General features: G+C 38.1%; 14 protein-coding genes and 1 pseudogene. All 15 read right to left on the bottom strand.

What is annotated here, in order from left to right:
* Positions 1–82: 82 nt before the first annotated feature.
* Positions 83–694 carry a hypothetical protein gene (locus BUB86_RS09180; protein ID WP_073208673.1) on the bottom strand — a complete coding sequence of 204 codons (612 nt, stop codon included), beginning with the start codon at positions 692–694 and terminating at the stop codon, positions 83–85.
* Positions 691–1,962 carry a cell division protein FtsZ gene (gene ftsZ / locus BUB86_RS09185; protein WP_073208675.1) on the bottom strand — a complete coding sequence of 424 codons (1,272 nt, stop codon included), beginning with the start codon at positions 1,960–1,962 and terminating at the stop codon, positions 691–693. Before ftsZ ends, BUB86_RS09180 begins: the two co-directional genes overlap by 4 nt.
* A gap of 85 nt (positions 1,963–2,047) precedes the next feature.
* Entirely contained in the window at positions 2,048–2,581 is a 534-nt protein-coding gene (locus BUB86_RS09190) for a hypothetical protein (protein WP_073208676.1), read from the bottom strand.
* A gap of 36 nt (positions 2,582–2,617) precedes the next feature.
* The gene (locus tag BUB86_RS09195; protein WP_073208719.1) at positions 2,618–4,663 is read right to left on the bottom strand and encodes a tetratricopeptide repeat protein; all 2,046 of its coding nucleotides are present in this window, start codon (positions 4,661–4,663) and stop codon (positions 2,618–2,620) included.
* A 96-nt stretch (positions 4,664–4,759) separates the two neighbouring features.
* Positions 4,760–4,939: a hypothetical protein gene (locus BUB86_RS09200; protein ID WP_073208678.1), complete on the bottom strand. Its 180-nt coding sequence runs from the start codon at positions 4,937–4,939 to the stop codon at positions 4,760–4,762.
* A gap of 26 nt (positions 4,940–4,965) precedes the next feature.
* Entirely contained in the window at positions 4,966–6,684 is a 1,719-nt protein-coding gene (locus BUB86_RS09205) for a hypothetical protein (protein WP_073208680.1), read from the bottom strand.
* Positions 6,685–6,741: 57 nt separating this feature from the next.
* Entirely contained in the window at positions 6,742–8,199 is a 1,458-nt protein-coding gene (locus BUB86_RS09210) for a hypothetical protein (protein WP_139261540.1), read from the bottom strand.
* A 112-nt stretch (positions 8,200–8,311) separates the two neighbouring features.
* Positions 8,312–9,004, bottom strand: coding sequence for a hypothetical protein (locus tag BUB86_RS09215; RefSeq protein WP_073208684.1), 693 nt, complete (start codon positions 9,002–9,004; stop codon positions 8,312–8,314).
* Between the two features lies 1 nt (position 9,005).
* Entirely contained in the window at positions 9,006–9,851 is an 846-nt protein-coding gene (locus BUB86_RS09220; RefSeq protein ID WP_073208687.1) for a hypothetical protein, read from the bottom strand.
* Between the two features lie 2 nt (positions 9,852–9,853).
* Positions 9,854–11,800 carry a hypothetical protein gene (locus BUB86_RS09225; RefSeq protein ID WP_073208689.1) on the bottom strand — a complete coding sequence of 649 codons (1,947 nt, stop codon included), beginning with the start codon at positions 11,798–11,800 and terminating at the stop codon, positions 9,854–9,856.
* A complete protein-coding gene (locus BUB86_RS09230) occupies positions 11,800–13,413 on the bottom strand; it encodes a hypothetical protein (RefSeq protein ID WP_139261541.1) in 1,614 nt (537 codons plus the stop codon). Before BUB86_RS09230 ends, BUB86_RS09225 begins: the two co-directional genes overlap by 1 nt.
* Before the next feature lie 14 nt (positions 13,414–13,427).
* The gene (locus BUB86_RS17990; protein ID WP_254795142.1) at positions 13,428–14,087 is read right to left on the bottom strand and encodes a DUF805 domain-containing protein; all 660 of its coding nucleotides are present in this window, start codon (positions 14,085–14,087) and stop codon (positions 13,428–13,430) included.
* A gap of 105 nt (positions 14,088–14,192) precedes the next feature.
* Positions 14,193–15,296 (bottom strand): hypothetical protein, encoded by a 1,104-nt coding sequence (locus tag BUB86_RS09240; protein ID WP_073208694.1) that lies wholly within the window; start codon positions 15,294–15,296, stop codon positions 14,193–14,195.
* Positions 15,297–15,299: 3 nt separating this feature from the next.
* Positions 15,300–16,838 carry a S8 family peptidase gene (locus BUB86_RS09245; protein WP_254795143.1) on the bottom strand — a complete coding sequence of 513 codons (1,539 nt, stop codon included), beginning with the start codon at positions 16,836–16,838 and terminating at the stop codon, positions 15,300–15,302.
* A 317-nt stretch (positions 16,839–17,155) separates the two neighbouring features.
* A pseudogene (locus BUB86_RS09250) lies at positions 17,156–17,354 on the bottom strand (IS256 family transposase); the annotation flags it as partial.

Genomic DNA, 17,354 nt, shown 5'->3' on the forward strand with positions numbered 1-17,354 from the left:
GAGTTTTTGGTATCGTTCTTTTTCCAGACCGCTATCAAGCGTATGAAAGACGAACTTGCCCAAAAGCGCAAGAATAGCATCCCTACGATGTTCTTCTAGGGGAACTTGCTACTGATGATAATACTACCAGCTCCCTAGGCAGGGTTATGATTTTCAGACGTTCGTACCAAATACGGTTTGAACCTTCAAAGTGTTTCTGCGTGTGACTACTGATAATATAGTAGCTAGCCGTGTATTCGTCCATCATATCCAGGAACGTCTTTTTAATGCGCGAACATTTCTCGTTGATGGCATTATCCAGAGGGTTTACCAGATGGTCAACGCCCTCAATAATCTTATCCCTATCCAAGCCTTTGGCCGTAGCAGTATAGTACTTTATTAGTTCATCGCGATAATCAGCCAATCGTTTAAACTCTATACCCTCAGGATGCGCCAAGAACAGCAGATACACCGCCTTATGCACAGGTTGCAGTTCTACCTCTTTCTGATAATCAGCCAAAACAAAGCGATAATCCTCTGTGATAACAAGTCGACTCAATTTGGCCTTAGCCGCCTCTATGCGAAGCTCCTCCAGTAAAGGTGCACCAATAGCCTTTAGCAACAGGTCTTTTCGCCCTGCTGCATGCAATTGCTTAGCCAATATACTCACCTGCTCAGCAATCTCCTCTACCGTATATGGTGCCTCGTTGTTCATTCGACTACGCTCTTCATCACTTTATCCAACCAAGCCTTCAGTTTCGTTACCGTGGTAGACTCCTTTGGCACAATCTCCTCTTCCACCACAGGCTCAACTACTACAGGGGGCTCGGGTTCTACTACTGGTGGCTCGGGGGCTGGCGCAGGTTCCACGTCGAACTTTATTTCTGTCTGTATAATTCTTTCCGCCATAGTGGTGGGCTTTTGGGGCTTATATAGCTTCGGAATCAAATCTTCATAATAGTCATTCTCATCATGGTGCACCTCTTTCTTTACCTCGTTGCTCAGGTCGTCCTCCAGTCCCGTAGCCAATATCGTCACCTTGGCATCTTCGCCTAAGGTATCATCAGTTGCCGTACCCCATATCACATCAATATTAGGATCCAACTGGTCAAAAAAGTCGTCTATCTCCTGCAGTTCGCGTACAAAGATCGGATACTCGTCGCTGGCATAGATGTTAAACAAGATACGCTTGGCCTTGCCAATATCATTGCCATAAAGCAAGGGCGAATCGAGCGCATCCAAGATAGCCTTTTCTACACGATGTTCGCCACGCGCACGTCCCATCGCCATAATGGCACCGCCACCATTACGCATCGTTGTTTCCACATCACGGAAGTCACTCTTTATTCCCCCATCACTGGGCATGGTAATCAGTTCCGAGATACCTTTCACCGCATCCATCAGGATGTTATCAGCCCGTTGGAAAGCCTCCTTTACCGAAAGCTCCGAGTCGGCATACACATCACATAAGCGTTCGTTGTTCACAATCAGCAAAGCGTCCACATTCTTACGCAGCTCATCAACACCCTTCAGTGCCTTGATAATCTTTCGTTTCTTTTCAAAGTAAAAAGGAATGGTCACCACACCCACAGTAAGCAGTCCCATTTCTCTGGCCACTCCAGCCACCACAGGGGCCGCACCAGTACCAGTGCCACCACCCATGCCTGCGGTCACGAACACCATCTTGGTGCCATCACTCAGTAGCTTCATAATGTCATTGATGTTAGCCTCAGCCTCTTTCTTTCCCAGTTCGGGATTGGCACCCGCTCCCAGACCACTCTCACCCAGCATGATTTTCACAGGCACTGGCGAACGCGACAGCGACTGACTATCCGTATTACAAACCGCATAAGTCACGCCCTCAACGCCCTCGTTATACATGTTCCTAACGGCATTGCAACCACCTCCACCAACACCAATCACCTTGATGATGCCCTGCATCGTATCCTTAACGGGACCAAAATCTAATATCTCTTCACCCATACCTCAAATGATTACTGCTGCAAAGATACAAATAATCCTCGAAACAATCAACCCTTCCACCCCTCGCAAGCCTTGCGAAGGTTAATTATTTCGGGTTCCAATCATGCACCAACTCCTTCAGGCGCTCCACTTGATTATCTTCGATTCCCTCAGGATAGCCTAATGCGAGCACAAAGATATCTTCATCACCCAATACGTATTTCTCAAAGCATTTATACTCATTAGTCTTTGCCTTACTTTCCATATAGAAATAGTTTGGGTGCAATTCCTTCATGGTGATGGTATCATTCCCAATCTCCATGATAAATCTTTCTACAGAATTAGCGAATGTATTTACGTCCCAGAGTTCATATCTTGGAATAGAAAAAGTCCTAAGCGCAACATTATTTCCATTGATAGTATAGTAGAACGAGACATGCCCACTATCCTGCTCTGCAGTATTAACCTCAAAGTAATCTGGATACACTACCCTATACATTGGATTCACAAACACAAACGTGTCCAACCTCTCCCAAGTAATCACCTTTTGCGGACTAACCTGATGGTTCTTTTTAGCACAGCACATCAACAACAATATGATGCCTGCCCCTGATATCACTCCTAATATTAACTTTTTCATAAGTTTTGGAGTTTTTCGCTCACAAGATAATTACTATTACGGATTGGTAGTTTGTGTTATCTTTAGAACATCCCTGCCATTATCGATTTCTATTCTACCTAATCTTCCAAGCACACTCTGGCCTAACAACAATGGCGCTTTTTGGTTTCTAACCACCGAGGCACGAACATTCTTTAATTCTAATCCCCCAAAGTTTACTTTGCGTAAATTGATAATAGTACCAACACTTACTTCACCATTGGCATCCATGTAGTGTTGACTGCCAACTACATCTTTATCTGTAAGATAATCGTTCTTCATCATAAAGGTGGCTTCAACCATCGACAAAGTAACATCACTTGCCCCAGTATCAAACACAAAGTGCAGAGGTAAGTCATTTATCGTGCATTTTACCTTGCACACCCCACCTTCTTTGGTAAAGGGTACTTCAGTAACTTCTGTTTTACCTGATTGTTTGCTTTCAACGGAATCGTCCTCGTATTCTTTCAGTTCTCTTTGATGCTTTTCTTTGTATTCATTTACCATGCTTTTAAACTCTGGTAAATTGCGAATATTATCCAAGTCTCTATCTATCGCAATGTGTGCAAATCTTCTATATCCGTGTGAAAAAGCCATTCCAAGATAGCTCAATGCAGTTTCTTTTTCATCCATCAACGAATACAAACATGCTGCATCATAATAAGAATCATTTGATTTTTCAATAATCTTGTTCATGAAATCAATAGCTTTCTCCTTTTCTCCCAAATGGAAAAAAGCAAATTGCGCTACAGAGTGATCGCTTGGCTCAACATCCAGTTCTATAGCTTTCAAGAAATCTTCTTTTGCCAAATCAGAATCCTTTCTTTTCTCATACATTTTACCTCTACAGAAATAGGAATATGCATCCTCTGGGTCAAGTGTTACAGCTATTGTGTAGTCATCTATAGCGCCATCGGTATATCCCCCATTCTCTTTAAACCATGCTCTGCGATGATATGCGTAGTCCCATTCGGGATAACTATTTATAATATCATCCATAACCCTTATTGCATCGTCAACACGACCTGATTCATAATACACATCTGCTTTGGTAGCCTGAGCTCTAACATCTTTAGGATCCATTTGGAGCGTTTTTTCCAAATACGTCAAAGCCAAATCGTACTCACCAATACTCTCATAACATACAGCAATACTTCTGAATATCACAGAATTCGTATTTATCTCTGCCGCCTTTTTGTAATACTCAATAGCCTTCTTCGTAGCACCTTTTCGGTCATATACCACTCCCAAATAATAAGGCCATGCCTGATCATTAGGGTCTTTATTACATTGAATTACTAATTTCGTCTTGAGTAGTGCGAAAGCATCATCCACGATGTTTTGCATAAGATAATACGCTTTTTGATCGCCATCTATTATCAACGCAGCAATGATATCGTCAATAGCCTCACTATACTTCTTTAAGCCAATATAGCTTTCAGCTCTAAATGAATAAACCGATGAGTAATTGTTGTCCAACTTGACTACATAATCAAATTGCTTGATAGCGTTCACCCATTGCTCTTGGGCATTAGCATTACGTCCAATCCCCATATACCCCATAACATCACCAGGCTTTAGCTCTATCATCTTCCGATAGTCTGCATCAGAACGAGCATAATCACCTTGCTCGTAATATACCTGCGCCCTATCCTCATAAGGTTTTGTTTCATTGGGTTTCAAACGTATTGCTTCGGTATAGTCAGATAAAGCTTTGATGGTATCTCCCAAATGTAGATATATGTCTCCTCTTGTGGTATGTGCAAACGAAGTGTAATCCACGTCTTTCTTTGGAAGGTATTTTATTGCCAAATCAACAGCAGTAAGCGCTCTACCATATTCCTCTGAACGAGTTCTTAACGAAGCTATCCACACAAACGAATATCCATTTTTAGGATTCTCCTGTACATCTTTGTTGAAATAATCAAGAGCATCCTCGTATTTCTGCTCTTGAATAGCCTCATGCCCCCTTAAGTAATTATATGTTTCTGGGCGCTTTATATTCTGAGCTATTGCTTGATATGAACCAAGAAATAGCATTGCTATAAAAACTATCTGTTTCATACTCATAATTTTATCGAAAGCAATAATAAATATGGATTTTTCTTTTCTCAAACATTTTAAGGATAGCCCAAAGAATATCGGGCTACCCTTTAATAATCACGCTGCAATACGCATCAGCATACCTACAACGAAGCCCCCCAATGCAGCCCATAAATAGGCCGAGGCATTCTCAACTTCTCTTTTGTTAGAGAAATAGCAGATTATCCCAACTAACGGGATAAGGAATGAAAAGATAAGCGCTAATACGCCAGCTCTTTCTGTTCTTTCTTCTTCCATAGTTTTAATGTTTTTAAAAGTTGTTTTTATAATTTGAATTTTACGGATTCGAGCAACTCATCCACATAAGAGATAGAGTCATTCGTATCATAGAAAGAAGCCAAAAATACTTTACCTGTTTCGTCATCAAATAGAAGATAATAACGCCAATAGACATAAACTCCATTAACATAATGTTTTGTAATTCTGTACAAGCAAACATTACCATTAATTGTCTTTGTTCCTCGATCTACATTATCTGTACTATATTGTTTTATGTCAGTATCCTTCCAATTTTCCCAATAACCATCAAAATTCTTAATCGATTTATCAGTGTCGTAATCAGAACATATCGTACAATTACCAATTTCATCATTATTAATGTTGAATATTGTTTGACTACCCACTTCTGTATCAACTACTTGACTTTCACACTCAAAACCATCTGGTATAGTAAAAATTACGCGCCCATCTGTTCTCTGGTTATATGCAAGTTCTGTTCTTTTTAACTCTGCCTCCTGGTCGTTTCGTGAATCAATTAAAGAATTAATCTGAGAATAACCTACAACAAATAAGGATACCGGAATAAGCACAGAAGCAGCAAGCATTGCCCAATCCGTCGATGAAATATTTCTAAATGACTTGGGGATGATCTCTTGAACTTGATCAGAGAAAGTCAGATACAAGAACCATATTACTCCCCATATGGCACCTCTTATAACTTGTGCTGTACTTTGCAATCCTGTTTCTTCTGTATTTCCACCTATTAATGCAAGCACATTAGTTAAAAAAACAAGCATAACATATACTTTTCCCCAAAAAACGGCATTTTGTTTTCTATTAACAAATGAATAGACCGTAAATACAGCAACTGCAAGAAGAAGCAATCCTGTTACAATATCCACAGCCCCTAGAAAGAAATTACCTGCATAGTCAGAAGCATTAAAAGTTGCAATAGGATAAATTGCGCTGAACAAACCTCCTGCAATAATTGCAAAGAAAAAGAAGGAGAGCCATCCATGGATTTCTGTATTAGCCTTCAACCATTCAGTCGTTATCTCTACTGTTTGGTTTTCTGTTTGTTCAGATTCAATACTATTATTTTTGCCTTCATTATTTGAACGAGGGGCTGAATCTGATGTTAGTTCCGAAGCACCATTTACAGGGCGCCAATCATTCAATGGATAATCTGTAAGATCTTTATATTGTTCAGGATTAGCGATGTGCTGATTATCAATAGCAATAAATATGTGCTTAAATTGCGAATAATAGTCTTGAAATAAATAATTCAAGACAACGGATAGCGAATTAGCCCCCTTGCCACTTTGAACTTTTCTATATGCATAACCCTCAGTTGTTGTCTGCTCAAAAAATAATTGAGACAATTGTTCATACTCTGTACTTGAGATAGAACTTAGACACGAACTGACAACATCTCTTCTATTTTGAGCTAAAGAAGAGATCACGTCAAAAACAATTCCTTGTAATGCGTCACCAGAGATATCCAAAGCATTGGGAATAAACAAATATGCGGTAAGATTATCACCCAATCGATTAGGTATCATTTTGCTGATGGACAATAATATACCATTCTTTGACGGAGACAACATTACGACAGATGAACCAGACTCTTTGTCAAACAGTTTTCCATAACATTCCCTTATATCAGGCAGCGTACGCAGCCATTCTGCTTCTCTGTTAGAAGCATATATCGTTTCACATCCTCCAGAATAGTGAAAACATGCAGTTTCAATACGCCCCATCATAATTCAAAAGTATTTTAGTATTCAAAGATTTATTAAACCGCTCTCATGTTATCTTCGTCAGAAGTAAACAGACATCTGCATTCCCAATAGACTATTACATTTATATTCTTCGAAATTACTTGAAGCGTATTCGACAAATGGACTAATCGAGTAAGTTTTCCAGTAACACGAAATTTCAAAATTGGACCACATCACGCCCAACTGAGGATAAATAGACAAATAATTTTTATTAACTATCTCGTCCATTCCTTTTGCAGCAAACATCTTAAATCCATATTCCGCGCCAAGTCCAAAATAAATAGAACTATTGCTTGTCGCCTTCCCCAAATTAAATCTCATACTTAAAGGAACATTTAAGCCTCCAGCAAAATGCTGCCATTCTGTTTTCCCATTGTCATAATAGCCATCATAATCAGGCATGACACGGAACCAACGATACTTCAAGCCTGTAACCAAGCTAAATAAATTATCAACATTACCAAAACGGAATATTAATCCAGTAGAATAGAACATATCAGCCCCTGATGCCCCACCAATACTTGTACCAAAATCTGCATCAATACCAAATTTGAAATTTCTACTCCACCACCTTTTTCGCGCAATTTTCTTTCGTTGACGCTCATAATATTCTTTGTCCGCTTTCACTTTATTAATGTATCGCTTTACAGTAGCTCGTGTATCATCATCCTTTGCATATGCTAATGCTTCATTCATACTATAGTCAGATGAATACGTGGATAACGCAGAACCAAGCAAAACTGCAAGTTTATTTGATGTTGGCACATAAAAAGGACTATATATAGATAGTTTTGATATATAGTTCTTCAATTTTGATACATCAGAGCTTGATATAACAGACTCAAACTCTCTTTTTTCATTGATTGCCTTTAAATGAGCTGCAGGTGCACCTATAAGTGGTTGATAATTATTGGCATCATTTAAATATGTATACGCCAAAGTATAGTTATTGGAAGCATAATATCTTTCTCCCTTTAAAATGTTTAAACGATATTTTGCCTGATCAGCATATTTCGATGAAGAATATTTTTGAACAAAAGAACTTATTCTATCCTCGTCATTGCTTGTTTTACAATTGTTCCACTCAATTTCTGATCGTAAAGTTGTAATAGCATCTTCAGCATCATTCTTATACGCAAGAATTGTCGATTGTGAAAGATAATTATTATAAGCAGATATCGTATTCTGTTCTTTTGCCTTTTGCCATAAACTATAATCCTCTATACGACTCTTTACTTCAGATACATATTCGCTATTAGGATATCTTGAAATAAAGCTTTGAAGCGCGGAAATGGTGCCATCTTTGCAAGCAATCTGATAAGCTAGAAAAACTTTTTGCTTTTGTTTCTCTATTCCATTTTTACATTCTTCTAACAACTCTTTTGCTTTTGAATTATAAGGATCAATTTTGAGCAAACTGTTAATGGTGTTTTGTGCAGCGAGATAATCCTCATTAGAAATACACCGTTGAGCATCAGCAAGTTTTTTCTTAATCATAGTCGATTTATCAAACTGACAAATCTCATTTGCATTGATTGAAGCGTATGTAAATGAAAAACATTGCACATTCAATAGTGCTATCAATATGATAGTATGGGAACGTTTCATATCAGTTCATTAGTTCTATAAGGTGTAATTCTTTACTTTCTTTAGGATTGAAAGATTTTATTGTCTCGAAGCATTTATCTATGAGATTATTGAGATATGGAATAGTCCAATCATCATTGTAGACATCTTGGTAATATCGGGTATTTTTTATCTTATCAATGTAAGACTGCGCTTGTTTTTGACCAGTAAAAGGATTGCCAAGTGATTTGTCGTTTTGTGCCTCTAATAATATGGAGACAAGTTCCTGAGTATATATTTCATACTCATTTAGCAAGTATTTTAATCTCCCAAATTTATTTTTCAGTTCCGAAGAATACATCTGTTCAAAATTCCTGATAGCCTGATTAACATTGGCAAGATCATACTTCTTGCGCAAACAATCATTTGATAAACGAGCAACAATAGTGTCTGCAAAAAGTAGGTAATGATTTAATTTTTTAATCTTCTTGTTTTGGTCTTTTATTGTTTGCTCGTAATCGTAAAGCTGACTATTTAATGTGTCCACTGTTTGTTTATACTTTGCAATTTGCCCAACTAACCGACTAATCTCTTTTTGAAGTGAGTCTATTCTCTGGACTTCATAATGTTGCTCTGTAATGGCCTTCTTTGTTGATTCTAACGAATCTTTACCTTGAGCATATATGCCCAAGGGATATGTGACCACAATAATAAAAACAATAAAATATTTCTTCATATTAATTAAAAGTTGCATTTGAGTAATAATTCCCAGCACGACTTTCGAGAGAACTTATATCAGACACTCTTCCATATGTGCTTTTTGCATTTTTCTTATATTCCTCTAATTTTTCAGAAATGTCTAACGCCATTTTATCAAAATCGTCTTGATTGTAATTATAGTAATGGCGTAACCTTTCTACTTGACTAACCAAATATGTATAATGTGCTTGTTCAAGGCGATTTGGAACGGAATTTAAGCGTAAAACAAGATCCGTGCAATTGTTAATCGGTGACATTGAAGCAAACCTCTTTGCTGTTGCTATTTTCTGCTTCGCTGCCTGTAGTCCATTATAACCGCTAGTAGAAGCGACATTTTTAGCTTCATAATAGGCAACAATAACATTGTGAACCTCATTCAAAGAAGTGTTGGCCTCGCCCTTAATAACTATTTTTTTCTCTGTAGTAACTAACCCTTGTAATTCAGATATGCGAGAATTAATATTCTGTAATTCTCCCTCATTCCAAACAGATTTACTAAATTTAGATTTACAAGCAGAAACAAAACTGGGTACATACTGCGTTGCAAACAACTCTAACAACTCATCTTTTTCCTTATTGGTTATGAAAGAGTCGGCCAGTTGCAAATCAAGTTCGTGAGTAATGACGACAAAAACAGAGTCTAAGGCATTGTCTGTTTTAGCGGACTTTACCAAAGTAATATCTTTCTTGTCGGAATTGACATATTGATTCTTAAACTCGAGCATTCTCGGAGGAGATACTCTAGTTTTATAATATGCCATTACACCCCCAACAGCAAGTAGTATGGCAACTACAAGCAATATGATCTTTATAGATTTATTCATAATTAAAGTCCTCCGTTCTTAGTTGTTTCACCTTTACTGTTTACAGGTTTTACAGAAGGGGCTTGGGGTTTAGTTGTAGAAGAACCAGCCTTGTTTGCATTCTTCTGCCCATGAGTATTAACATTCGGATGAAAGCCTCCTTCACTTGAAAGCTCTGGTGTCTGATCTTGCCCCAGCCAATTAATATAATTTGAAATAACAATCTGCTCATCATTAGGTTTATTATATGTCGGATAGTGCGCTCCTTGTTTCGGATTCCAGTGATGAATAAAACACTTATTTGCAGATTCATATACCTTCTGAAAATTCTTGGAAGTTTCGAGTTTCATATGCCAGTCATTCAAGAGTCTTGACAAATTAAATGTGTTCATATCATCAAATAAACCTTGAAGATCTGGATACTTGTTTAATTCAGATTTTGTCCATATAGTTTGTTTATCAAGATAATTAATTGCAGAGTCAAGAGAGAATAATTCTGTACTTTCAAGTTCAGTTTCTACTTCAGTTGCAGTTTGGTTCTGCGTGCTGTCATTATTGTCTTCGGAGAAAACTAATGTGGACTGTTGTACAGGACGGTTTTTCTCCCAAGGAGGAAGCCCAAACTTGAAATGATGAGTGTCAGACCATGTGTCAAATGCGGCTAAAGCAATAAAAAGCAAAATAATGCCCAATGAAGCAAAGAATCCCCATAATCTTTGTTTCCAAACATATCGTGAACTTATACTGAGGATTTTTTTATCACCAATACCGTAATTATTAGAATACTCATAACCAGCTAATGGAGAATTGGATTTGTCAGAAAAACCACTACACTCCAAAGTCATATCAGCCAATTCTCCATTTGCCAATACAATCTTCATTCGAGAAGTCTCAATTTTGCGACGAAGAGATATTTTAATATTATCGGTAAGAAGACTGCACTTTTTTTCATTGGACTCATAATTTGGAGCTATAACCTCTACAGTAGCCAATTCACAATCTATTTCAGAGAACAGAGCTTCCTGATAGGTTATGTCTACACCATTTACAATTATTTGAGCACTTTTAATATTGTCACCATTGTAATTTACTATATTAAACATGGAAGGAGTAATTTTCTTCTTCCAAACAATCTCGACATTGGTCAAATCTACATCCTGCTTTTCTGACACGACAGAAACATCAATTCTTATGTTCTCAAATCCATCTCTTGTAAGAAGGAACGGAACAGTTGTACCAACATTTACGAGCAAAGGAGAAGTAAAGCCAGCCCCATCCTGGGTCAGTAGTTCTGTTCCCCTGCCAAGTTTTTGCAATGATAAAGAAGTTGGAGGTATTAGTATTGCGGTTTTTACTATATCCTTGTCAGTTAAATCATGAAAGATATTAGCCGAATCTTTTGCAACTTCAACCTCACCAACTTTCTCTAACAAGAATGTAGCCTTGTAGTTGCTATAATATGGCTGATATCTATGATCACCTACTATTTCTTTTAGTGAATAATGACCTAAATACCGTATGCCAAACAAATGTCCCTTAGAGGGAGTATAAATTGCTGTGATTTCTTTTGCAGGATACTCTTTTGAGAAAAAGGATTCTATATCATCCTTGTATTCTGTAAGATTAGATTGTGAAAGTATATTACGAACATAATTATATGTATTTATAATATCCTCTCCGGTTGCTTCAATTGTGTTGGGAATATAAATCCAACCACTAAGGAAATCACCAAAGCGGCCAGAAATAGCTTTAAACAAAACCAAGAAACATCCACCCTCGTCAAAAGAAATAAAAGTTGCAGAATTGCCAGTTGACACTTGATGCCCCTGTTCATTATATGCTAGACCTGTAAATAGCTTTAAGAAATCTCTTATATCAACAACTTTATTTGTCCATTGACCTGAATTGCAAACAATAGGCATATAAACACCTTCGTGAGCAAACTTTATTGCAAAACCTAACTTGTTCATTATTTCTTAAATAAATTAAAACCTTTTTGAAGTTTTCCATTTTTAAAACCCTTTGAGCGCTCTAATAGTTTGCGAACAACATTTCCTGCGGGCGTCTCATCAAATAGACAATAATCTTGGAAACAGACTTGACCAAGAGAAAATGGTACAATTTCTACGTTCCCGCTGTTTATTTCACAGTCTCTACAAATCTTTACTAGTCCATTATAGAAACCACCATAGTATTCCGAAATGTACTCACGTAATACAGCAGCCAATTGCCCCTTTTCAGCTTTCGCTTTATCAACCTTAGTAATCATAAGGTAGATTGCATCAGTATCATCCTTAAAGATTCCTGTACGCTCAATATAACGAAGTGCACCAGCTAGATATACATTCTGGGACAAACCTTCATACTTCCTGTCATCAGCGCCATATTCAAGAACAAAAAAATGAATTTTTCTGTTTTTTGTACGATTATCAATGAGTACACGGGTTAGTGTATCGAGCGCATCCATCTCATCATCACTTAAATTTTCATTAGCGTCAGATTTGTACATACAACGAACAAGTTCACCTGCCAAATCAATGCATGTGAGGGGATGTACAGCGCCATCAACGTCTTCAAGATCAAACCCCATCTCATAAGTAGAATAAATAGAAGTGCCTTCGGGAAGAGTACCTACTTTGTCATTGTTTTTAAATAGTGCAGCAAGACGGGTCATGTAACCATATCCTTGGCAGTCATTATCTTGGCTCATACTTCTTGCAACATGACCATTTCCTGCGACACTAAGGATGGCTCCTAATGCACAACTTTTTCCAGAAGAAGGGATACCCCAAAAATATATTTCCGTGGAGAGTTTGTTTATCTTGTCAAGTTTTTTAGGAATAGCAAATCCCTGAGTAGTCTCGCCATTTACGAGATGACGTATAAATAATCTATTGATACCTATGGTTTCGAAATCATCATAATCAAGATATCCATTATCAAGAAGCATGTTAATTACAGAAGCACGCAAAATGTTATGGTCAGCTTTGAGCATTTCCAATAAATCAGAATGCTTGATTTTTCCTCTGTCGAGATAACCAACTATGGTCTTATAGATTTCATCATCGGTATTGATAACAGCTTTATCTGCTTGGATATTCTTGACACGTTTGATCAATGATTCGATGTCGAAACCTATGAACTCTTCACGACGTAGTTTATTTATGAGTTTTTTTGCCTCTACACAATGAAAGTCATCCGGATTCTCTTCGCAGAAACTGCGTAATTCAGAAATGCTATTCTTATCAACGGAATCCCATGCTTTTGCAGAGACTTTGCGGTCTTCAGCCTCATGAACACTCTTTATTAAAGTACGCGCTTCCTCTCTGTGCGAACCATCAGGATAGGTTAATAGATACCTTTCCAAAGCGTCCACATTTCTGGAGGTCATGGCAGAAGTCCAATCCTCTTCTTCAGAGCTTGCAATTTTACGTTCGACTTCCTTTCTTACAGATGCGGGGAAACATCCATCTGTATCATTACAAAGTTCTTCGAATGTCACAATACCATTTTTGATGTACCCAACGAGTTCATCAGCGGTATACATATCAACATTCTCAAGTATAGCTATTTTACTAGGCATATTATATTATTTATTTATTCTTTAGGATTATCACCATATTCATTTTCGCCTTCATCACCATCTCCAAATAGGAGTACAAGGAAATAAAATGGGATCAATTGATACCATCCCGAATTACCTCTGTCATGGCAGCGTTTTGCACCCTGTGCCCATAAAAACCAAACAGCAGGAATAATTGTTATGAGTAAAAAGATTGCAGCCCCCTGGGATAGATTTGGCGACACAGCAGCAACCTCAAATATTACATACCATACAAAGTAAATAATAAAAGATAATCCATATTCAAGCCTTCTAATTCTTCCTTCGAATGAGAAAGGACGTTTAAACATTCCTTTGTTGGAAATAACATCTGATATGACAGGCGACGGATGCTCATTATTGTCAGCCTCGAAAGTTGGTGATGCAGTTACTGTAATAACCGGAGCTTGAGGTATAGTTATTTCTGATGGAGAATCTATGTCTGGAGCCTTTGGAATTATAACTTCCTCTTCGAAATCGGAACTTTCCGTATTTACAGAAGATTCTTTTTCATTTAAAGTGGGTGCAACTTCTTGTTCAAAAGAAACTACTTCAGGCTCAGCTTGAGCAACTTCAGATGTTTTTGCGACCAACTTTTCTTCTATCCTACGACGCATCAAAGGAGTAAGATTGCCACTCTTACTGAGTTCGTACATAGTGACTGTACCAGCGTTAATTGCCTCTGCTATTTGGTCAGAGGTGTATTCTCGTAAATTGTTTAGAATGTCTGATTTTGAAACCATTATTAATATTTTTAAGAATTACATAGTAAATGAAGCGTAATCATCATCATCATCCGAACTTGAAGAAATCGGAGTTGATGATTTCTTTTCTTCATTTGGTTCAATTATTATTTCTTGCTTTTGCCTATTAGGTTTCTTTATAGGACGAGTTGTGTCAAGTGACATGCTTGACTTACGAGAAGCCCCTTTTTCCATACCTATCAATCTAAATTGGCTCTTTGTGTGCCGATCTTGCAAGAAGTACGGAAACAACAATGCAAAATAAAGAAAAACAGCACCAAGTATTGAACCCAATGGAGGAAACGCAGATTTAGTAAACATTGTCGTCAACCCATCAAGGCCCCTATCAACAGAGTCTAGGCTACCACTAACTTCCTCAAATTGTTTTACTACATTATAGCCATTGAATTCTTCGTTGTTCATCTTGTGTTTCGCGAACTCTCGTAACTGATAGTTCCAATCATGAATGGCATTCTTTATTTCCTTTGTATTTCCCAAAAGAAACACGTTCCATGTACTTGCTCCATCACTTGAAGACTCAATCCATTTTGTTGCTTCAGTTTTAAGAGAATCGTAATTCTCCGATATCAACTGAAGACTAAGAGCTTTTACCATGTTACCCCTCTGTATCTCCTCTTTTCCATCCGAGAAACCGCAACAAGTAAATTCATCAGGATGTATAGTCTTATCAGTTATCACACGACCAAGCATATTATCATAATTGGATATACGCTCCATGGAATAACTGTCATAGTCCGCAAACATTTGCTTTGACGCAGATATAGCATCTGTAAAACTCTTAACTATTTCTTCATCTTGGCTTTGAACTGTACCAAAATGATAATAAGGCATCAGGCATAATAAGAAAATCACTGGTGAGCCAAACACCAAAATGCGTTCTATCCAAATACGCTTTGCAAACTTACGTGTTGTAGCCTTCGCCATCTGTGCCCCAAGAAAGAACACAAAGAGAACTACATCAATTGCGACCATTGCTATAGCAGCCTTCGTAAAGTCACCATCAGTTTTGTATGTGACACCTACAAAGGTAATATAACTTAAAATGATGAGTGCCAAAAATGCTATTATATGGCCCCATGAAAACTTTAACTGTTCGTTCATGATCTATTTTTTATTCGGTAAAAGTTTCTCTAAATCCTTAATTTTTTGCTTGTATTCTGCAATTTTACGTCGTATTGCATCATAGTCAGTTTCATCACCCTGTTGTACAGGTTCTGGTTGAACAGGTGTTTCTTCTATCGTAACTACCCGTCTTGCAGAAGATTCATCTCCCGAACCATCTGGGACAGACTTCATCCGTCGCTCTGACGGTGCACTAAAATCACCTCGTTTTACTGCTTCTAATGCCTTATCGATAAGAACCATTGGAGGAATATATCCATATACATCAGCCCCAGTCTTATACAGGACATTTCTTGCTTGGACAACCGTCAAATCTTTCTTTAATGATTTCATTAAAGCAATCGTACCTGTAACAATAGGAGCAGCCATACTTGTTCCGTCACATGATTGGAATCCACCTCGTGGGAAAGAACTATAAATATCTTTGCCAGGAGCAGAAATATCAGAACAAGGCCCATAATTTGTGAAATCAGTTGGATATAAATTCTGATCAACGGCTGTCACAACAATAGAAGATTCATTTCTATTCTCAGGTGGAACACTTGAAAGAATATCATCGTTACCTGCTGCAAATACAAGTATACAAGTTTTCTTGGCAGCCAATGAGCAAACACGTTTCCAAAGTCTCTCTACGTTCTTAAACTGAGAACGTGCAATCTGATCCTGCTGTTCAGGAGGAAGCATGTTCAACCCTCGGAAGGACGGACAAACCGATAGATTAACCACATCTGCATCATGGTGAATGGCATACATAACACCTGCAATAAGAGCAGACAATGGACATTGTTTGTTGTCAAACACTTGAATTGGCATTAACATACAATTAGGAGCGACACCAGCGGCACCTTTGCTTACGTAATCAGCACTTCCAGCTGCAAGTCCTGCTGTATGTGTTCCATGTCCTTCCCCAAGGCTGAGACGGTTGTCTTGGGTAAATACATTATACGCATCAACTATCCTTCCCTTGAACATAGGATGTCCTGATTCTATGCCATCGTCAACAACTGCAATCTTAATGGAGTTAGAACCTCTAGTAATCGCCCAACCTGCTTGTAGATGTGTTGCTTTAATATGCCAACCAGGGTTTTCGGATTGAGTACTAACACGACCATTCAACTCGTAGATTTCTTCATCAAAGACAATAAACTTGTGGTTAGGTATTTTCTCATTTATTGTTTGACGAATCTTATCACGTTCGTTTTCTGGAATCTGAATAACCAGCAGTTTAACTTCTTTATCATAGCCGATTATAGAATACTGATTGCCTGGATATGCTTTCTTAAAGTCCTGAGCCAAAGCTTCTATATCGCCATTTTCATTCTCCATGAAGAGAAAAAGACGATTCGCAATAGTATTTGGTACTCCAGGTTGTTCAACGATTGGCACATCAGAACCTTCTTCTCCAAGTACAGGAGCCACATAAGAGTCTCCGTCAGGTAAAACACCGTCATCTCCTGTTATTGGATGAGAATAACCATTATCATCAATAACTCTTCCATCAGAGCGAGTAATTGTATCCATCGGGACTACGCCATTAACAGGTGCATGATGCCCTGTGCAACCGACACAACCTCTTAACAACCATGAAAGCAACCAACAAAGGAGTATTGCAAAAAGAAGCCATAACAGCCATTTGAGGCACCCTTTACCAGCAAACAAACCAGTAAGCCAAAGCCACCAGCGACGATACCAAGGTATATTCTCCTCATATTGAGCTACAAACACCGGTAGTGTAAGTTGAACTGTGTCAAGGCCATTTCCCTTATTATATTAACCTCAGATGGGGGACACGATTTTTAATCGTGTTTTCCAGATGAGGAGCCTTTCTAGCTGCAAAGTTACATAATTTCATACCTATCTCCAAATTTTATCGCTATTTGTTGTGAAATAAGTGCCCAGTTCGCCAGGGGCATAGTCCACTTCTCGCTAATGTTACGGTAAGCCAGGTAGACGAGTTTCTCCAAGGCTGTATCAGACGGGAATACGCCCTTGTTCTTCGTAACCTTGCGTATCTGACGGTGATAGCCTTCGACTGTA

Origin of the sequence: Xylanibacter ruminicola (assembly GCF_900142525.1) — a bacterium.
GTDB lineage: Bacteria > Bacteroidota > Bacteroidia > Bacteroidales > Bacteroidaceae > Prevotella > Prevotella ruminicola_A.

Bases quoted from the DNA above. Each gene is read 5' to 3' on its own strand.
- BUB86_RS09180 (WP_073208673.1), bottom strand. From the start codon at position 694: ATGAACAACGAGGCACCATATACGGTAGAGGAGATTGCTGAGCAGGTG.
- ftsZ (WP_073208675.1), bottom strand. From the start codon at position 1,962: ATGGGTGAAGAGATATTAGATTTTGGTCCCGTTAAGGATACGATGCAG.
- BUB86_RS09190 (WP_073208676.1), bottom strand. From the start codon at position 2,581: ATGAAAAAGTTAATATTAGGAGTGATATCAGGGGCAGGCATCATATTG.
- BUB86_RS09195 (WP_073208719.1), bottom strand. From the start codon at position 4,663: ATGAAACAGATAGTTTTTATAGCAATGCTATTTCTTGGTTCATATCAA.
- BUB86_RS09200 (WP_073208678.1), bottom strand. From the start codon at position 4,939: ATGGAAGAAGAAAGAACAGAAAGAGCTGGCGTATTAGCGCTTATCTTT.
- BUB86_RS09205 (WP_073208680.1), bottom strand. From the start codon at position 6,684: ATGATGGGGCGTATTGAAACTGCATGTTTTCACTATTCTGGAGGATGT.
- BUB86_RS09210 (WP_139261540.1), bottom strand. From the start codon at position 8,199: ATGATTAAGAAAAAACTTGCTGATGCTCAACGGTGTATTTCTAATGAG.
- BUB86_RS09215 (WP_073208684.1), bottom strand. From the start codon at position 9,004: ATGAAGAAATATTTTATTGTTTTTATTATTGTGGTCACATATCCCTTG.
- BUB86_RS09220 (WP_073208687.1), bottom strand. From the start codon at position 9,851: ATGAATAAATCTATAAAGATCATATTGCTTGTAGTTGCCATACTACTT.
- BUB86_RS09225 (WP_073208689.1), bottom strand. From the start codon at position 11,800: ATGAACAAGTTAGGTTTTGCAATAAAGTTTGCTCACGAAGGTGTTTAT.
- BUB86_RS09230 (WP_139261541.1), bottom strand. From the start codon at position 13,413: ATGCCTAGTAAAATAGCTATACTTGAGAATGTTGATATGTATACCGCT.
- BUB86_RS17990 (WP_254795142.1), bottom strand. From the start codon at position 14,087: ATGTACGAACTCAGTAAGAGTGGCAATCTTACTCCTTTGATGCGTCGT.
- BUB86_RS09240 (WP_073208694.1), bottom strand. From the start codon at position 15,296: ATGAACGAACAGTTAAAGTTTTCATGGGGCCATATAATAGCATTTTTG.
- BUB86_RS09245 (WP_254795143.1), bottom strand. From the start codon at position 16,838: ATGGATACAATTACTCGCTCTGATGGAAGAGTTATTGATGATAATGGT.